The 3518-nt window shown below is 42.4% G+C and carries 7 protein-coding genes; 2 read left to right on the forward strand and 5 right to left on the reverse strand.

Features of this window, described 5'->3' with window-relative positions:
* Window positions 1–477: 477 nt before the first annotated feature.
* Window positions 478–924, reverse strand: a complete 447-nt coding sequence (locus L7E55_RS17380; protein WP_277445624.1) for a hypothetical protein — start codon at window positions 922–924, stop codon at window positions 478–480.
* A gap of 169 nt (window positions 925–1093) precedes the next feature.
* Window positions 1094–1390 (reverse strand): LytTR family DNA-binding domain-containing protein, encoded by a 297-nt coding sequence (locus tag L7E55_RS17385; protein WP_277445625.1) that lies wholly within the window; start codon window positions 1388–1390, stop codon window positions 1094–1096.
* Window positions 1391–1693: 303 nt separating this feature from the next.
* Here L7E55_RS17385 and L7E55_RS17390 point away from each other — a divergent pair, with 303 nt between their 5' ends.
* Entirely contained in the window at window positions 1694–2146 is a 453-nt protein-coding gene (locus L7E55_RS17390; protein ID WP_277445629.1) for a manganese catalase family protein, read from the forward strand.
* A gap of 56 nt (window positions 2147–2202) precedes the next feature.
* Here the strand turns inward: L7E55_RS17390 and L7E55_RS17850 are convergent, their stop codons facing one another.
* The 3 genes from L7E55_RS17850 to L7E55_RS17400 form a co-directional block, all read right to left on the reverse strand.
* Entirely contained in the window at window positions 2203–2325 is a 123-nt protein-coding gene (locus tag L7E55_RS17850) for a HepT-like ribonuclease domain-containing protein (protein WP_420852073.1), read from the reverse strand.
* Window positions 2326–2422: 97 nt separating this feature from the next.
* A complete protein-coding gene (locus L7E55_RS17395) occupies window positions 2423–2797 on the reverse strand; it encodes a type II toxin-antitoxin system HicB family antitoxin (protein ID WP_277445626.1) in 375 nt (124 codons plus the stop codon).
* 49 nt (window positions 2798–2846) lie between these two features.
* Complete coding sequence (locus L7E55_RS17400; RefSeq protein WP_277445627.1) at window positions 2847–3050, reverse strand: type II toxin-antitoxin system HicA family toxin; 204 nt, start codon at window positions 3048–3050, stop codon at window positions 2847–2849.
* Window positions 3051–3196: 146 nt separating this feature from the next.
* Here L7E55_RS17400 and L7E55_RS17405 point away from each other — a divergent pair, with 146 nt between their 5' ends.
* Window positions 3197–3397, forward strand: a complete 201-nt coding sequence (locus tag L7E55_RS17405; protein WP_277445628.1) for a hypothetical protein — start codon at window positions 3197–3199, stop codon at window positions 3395–3397.
* Window positions 3398–3518 lie beyond the last annotated feature (121 nt).

Raw genomic sequence — 3518 nt, forward strand, 5'->3', positions numbered from 1 at the left:
CAATGAATGGCATATGCGGTCCATGTGAGTGGCGTTACATTTCTCACTTGCTTGGCTGATTGGCAAAACAACTCTCACGCCATTGACGGTGAGAATCCCACCGTCAAATTACGTGAGAAGCAACAATTTTCTAAGTAGTTTTCCAACTAATTAAAACATGTATTTAGCTAACAAAAGACTGTTACCTAAATGGTTTGTTAGGTTGCTCTTGGGTATTGCTTGTGCGGGCTGTCCCTGTACTTCCTTTCGAACCACTTTTTTAAATGTCCATTGGACTCACCCCCCATTGTGTTAATGTTAAGGCCAAATAAGTCTGCTTACTCTGAATCATAATTACCTGATTGCTACGGCTTTTTTGCCAGATATTTCGGTACTCCGGATTCAGCGGTTTCTAGATTTTTCAGTTTAACTAATTATTGTCTATAAACAGATCTAATAGCTTAATTGATAGGCTATTTTTCAGCGTTTTATGATTCTTTAATCTAGTCCTTCTTTGTCACTTTCTGCTTTTGCTGTAAATTCTTTTGCTGTTCCTCCGCCGACGATGAATTTACCAATAACAGTTTTGCCATCAACATCATAGAGTGAAATTTCATGTGTAGGATGAGCCAAGTTCTGCTTATTCAGAGCTATAGCTTCCTGTGGCGTTTTAGGAAACGGTTGTTCTAGATCTGTACGTTTCACATACCCTTTAATATCATCCAAGCCAACTGCCGCGATTAAATCAGGCACTGTTTCTGGAGAAGTAGCATCCAATTTAGAGCCATACGTCTGACCATACTGGTTTTTCGGAAAAACATAATTACTACCAGCATTAGCAGTCGTGTCATGGATGCCAATGATGCCAAGTGTTCCTAGCGCGATGCTAGCAATAAGAGCAACACCAAAAATCACTGTTTTTAACCCAAGTAACTTAAATTTCATTCCATTGCCTCCTTTCCATAATGGGATCATACCGATTCAAACTCACATATTAATTTACTCACAATTATAATCAAATAATTGCATATTTCTAGTAGTTATTCCTAGATAACCATTTTATGGGCGTGTATAGCCTGATAAGAATCATGAAACAACCAAAAAATAACCCCTTCTACAAAGGGGTAAATCTGTGTTTATGTTCTTCAAATTTATATCGGCTCATTAAAGCAACCTTGTCATATCCGTCAAATTCGATCTCATAAGACCTGTTACCTACCTCTCTAATTCTACTGATTCTGTCCATGTTCGCTATAAATGACTTGTGAACTCTAAGGAAATTCCCTCCTAACTTTTCTGCTAACTTACTCAGGGTTTGATGTATCTTATAAACGTTGTTTTCTGTATGGATCAGATTAAGTTTTTCCTGTTTCTCAATAAACAAGATGTCACCAGGCGCTACAGGATGCAAGGGGACGTTCTTTTTGCATTTTACTCCCGGCGTTAACAGCTTCCTAGTTGGGCTTTAAAAATATGTTTAATTGAATCCAGTCACCCAGGAAATCTGCCGTTATATTATCGGTTAATAGTTGCCAAAATAGTTGAGAATCATTTCATCATAAAATATTGCCAATCGATTGATTCATCTAAACATGATGTGATTAACGCTGCTCTCAATAGCTCTCTTGCTTATTTTGCCACCAAAATTCACTCTGTCGTATTTTTTTCTTAATATCAAGCAAATGAGACGGAAGCAAAAAGAACGTCCCCTTGCATCAAGAACGTCCCCTTGCATCATCAACTGGTAAGCAATGCTAAAGCTCTGCTCACGGACATCGGCACCGAGGAACTGGCCCACTGGGAAATTGTCGCCACCATGATCTACAAACTGGTCAAGGGTGTGCCGGCCCAGCAGCTCAGGGAAGCCGGCCTGGGAGCGCACTTCGCCGAGCACGACCACGCGGTTTACCCGGCCGACGCCGCCGGGGCGCCATGGACCGCAGCTTACATCCAGTCCCAGGGAGACCCGGTCGCCGACCTGCATGAAGACCTGGCCGCCGAACAGAAAGCCAGGGCCACCTACGAGCGGTTGATCCAGCTCACCGACGACCCCGGCATCAAAGACACCTTAAGATTTTTGAGAGAAAGAGAAGTGGTCCACTTCCAACGCTTCGGGGAGACTTTGAACGATGTCCAGGCGTGCCTGGAGTCGAAGAAGTTATATTGATTCGAAGCACCCGGTGCAAAGCCGGGTGCTGTAAAATGCCGTTCAATTGTTATAAACTACAGTGAATTATCCATATCTAATAAAATTATTTTAATTTGCATGATTAGCTTGGGAATATCTTCTATACTGGTTACCCAAATCTCTTCCAAGTCAACATCAAAGTACTCATGGATTAACATGGGTTTGCTGTACTGCCAGCATATCCAAATACGAAATATCTCCTTTGTTCGGGAAATTGAAAAGAATTAAGAGTCCCGTAATTAATAGATTCACTATTTATTTTTGAGTCTCTAATGGGTACCCCACTCCCCGGGCGAGCTGGTAATTGATGTATTGATTAAGGCTAACGTTTTCCATTTTGGCTTTTTCTGATAAGGCCTTGTGCAGAGATTTAGGCATGCGAATCCTCAACTGGCCGGAAAAATCATCGTTTAAGGGTTCCGGTATGGAGCGCCCTAACTCCAAACATGTTTCAACCCAGCATCTTTTTGCGTCGTTGATATTAGAGACGGCTTCCCCGGGCGTTTCACCGTTGGATATACATCCTGGAAGAAGCGGTATTTCAGCGAACCAGCCGCCCCCTTCTTCATCGGTGAGCTTTCTTATCTTGATTTCGTAGTTTAAGTTGAGGTAGTAATTTAAATCTTTCACTGCTTCTCTTCCTTTTCTTTTATTCTTTCTATCGCATCTAAGGCTTTCCTCACATAAATCGCCTTGACAGGCCTGGCTTTTGGAATTGATAGAGCGTCAGAAGTTTCGGGTGGTAATAGATATAGTGACTGGAACCTTTGCCCGGCTGTCTACATTTAAAGCCATACTGCTTAAGAATCTTGTCCAATTCTTCAAAATCAACGTCTTTCGGATTACGCACGATTTTGGCATACAATTTACTGAAACTGGTCAAGATACCCACCGCCTATATTTATGGTATCATATATGGAACCATTAATCAAGCGGAAAGAGAGTCTTATATAACTAGTTAACTACGCTAAAGGGCTGCTTACCGGCATCGGCACGGAGGAGATAGCCTACTGGGAGATAGTGGCCACCATGATTTACAAGCTAGTCAAGGGAGTGCCGGCAAAGGAACTAAGGGCTATAGGCCTTGGCGCTCACTTCGCCCGAGCAGAACCGGGCTGTCTACCCGGGTTAAAGGGTAAAAGCACAAAATTGTTGACACTACCGCATAAACTATTGCTGCCCTTTTTGGACAATCTTTATGGCATATCGAGTAAGGTAATGCTACAGTAATTTTCTGCAGCATTATCCTTCTCACAGAACCGGACGTACGGGCCTCGTATCCGGCTCCTGATAAACCTCAGTCACTTCTCCCAAAAGTGATGCAAAATGCCGACATTGTACGAAGCCAAAT

The sequence above is a fragment of the Pelotomaculum isophthalicicum JI genome, assembly GCF_029478095.1.
GTDB classification, from domain to species: Bacteria; Bacillota; Desulfotomaculia; order Desulfotomaculales; family Pelotomaculaceae; genus Pelotomaculum_D; species Pelotomaculum_D isophthalicicum.

Coding starts and splice junctions, on each gene's coding strand:
- L7E55_RS17380 (WP_277445624.1), bottom strand. CDS start 924: ATGAAATTTAAGTTACTTGGGTTAAAAACAGTGATTTTTGGTGTTGCT.
- L7E55_RS17850 (WP_420852073.1), bottom strand. CDS start 2,325: ATGTTAATCCATGAGTACTTTGATGTTGACTTGGAAGAGATTTGGGTA.
- L7E55_RS17405 (WP_277445628.1), top strand. CDS start 3,197: ATGATTTACAAGCTAGTCAAGGGAGTGCCGGCAAAGGAACTAAGGGCT.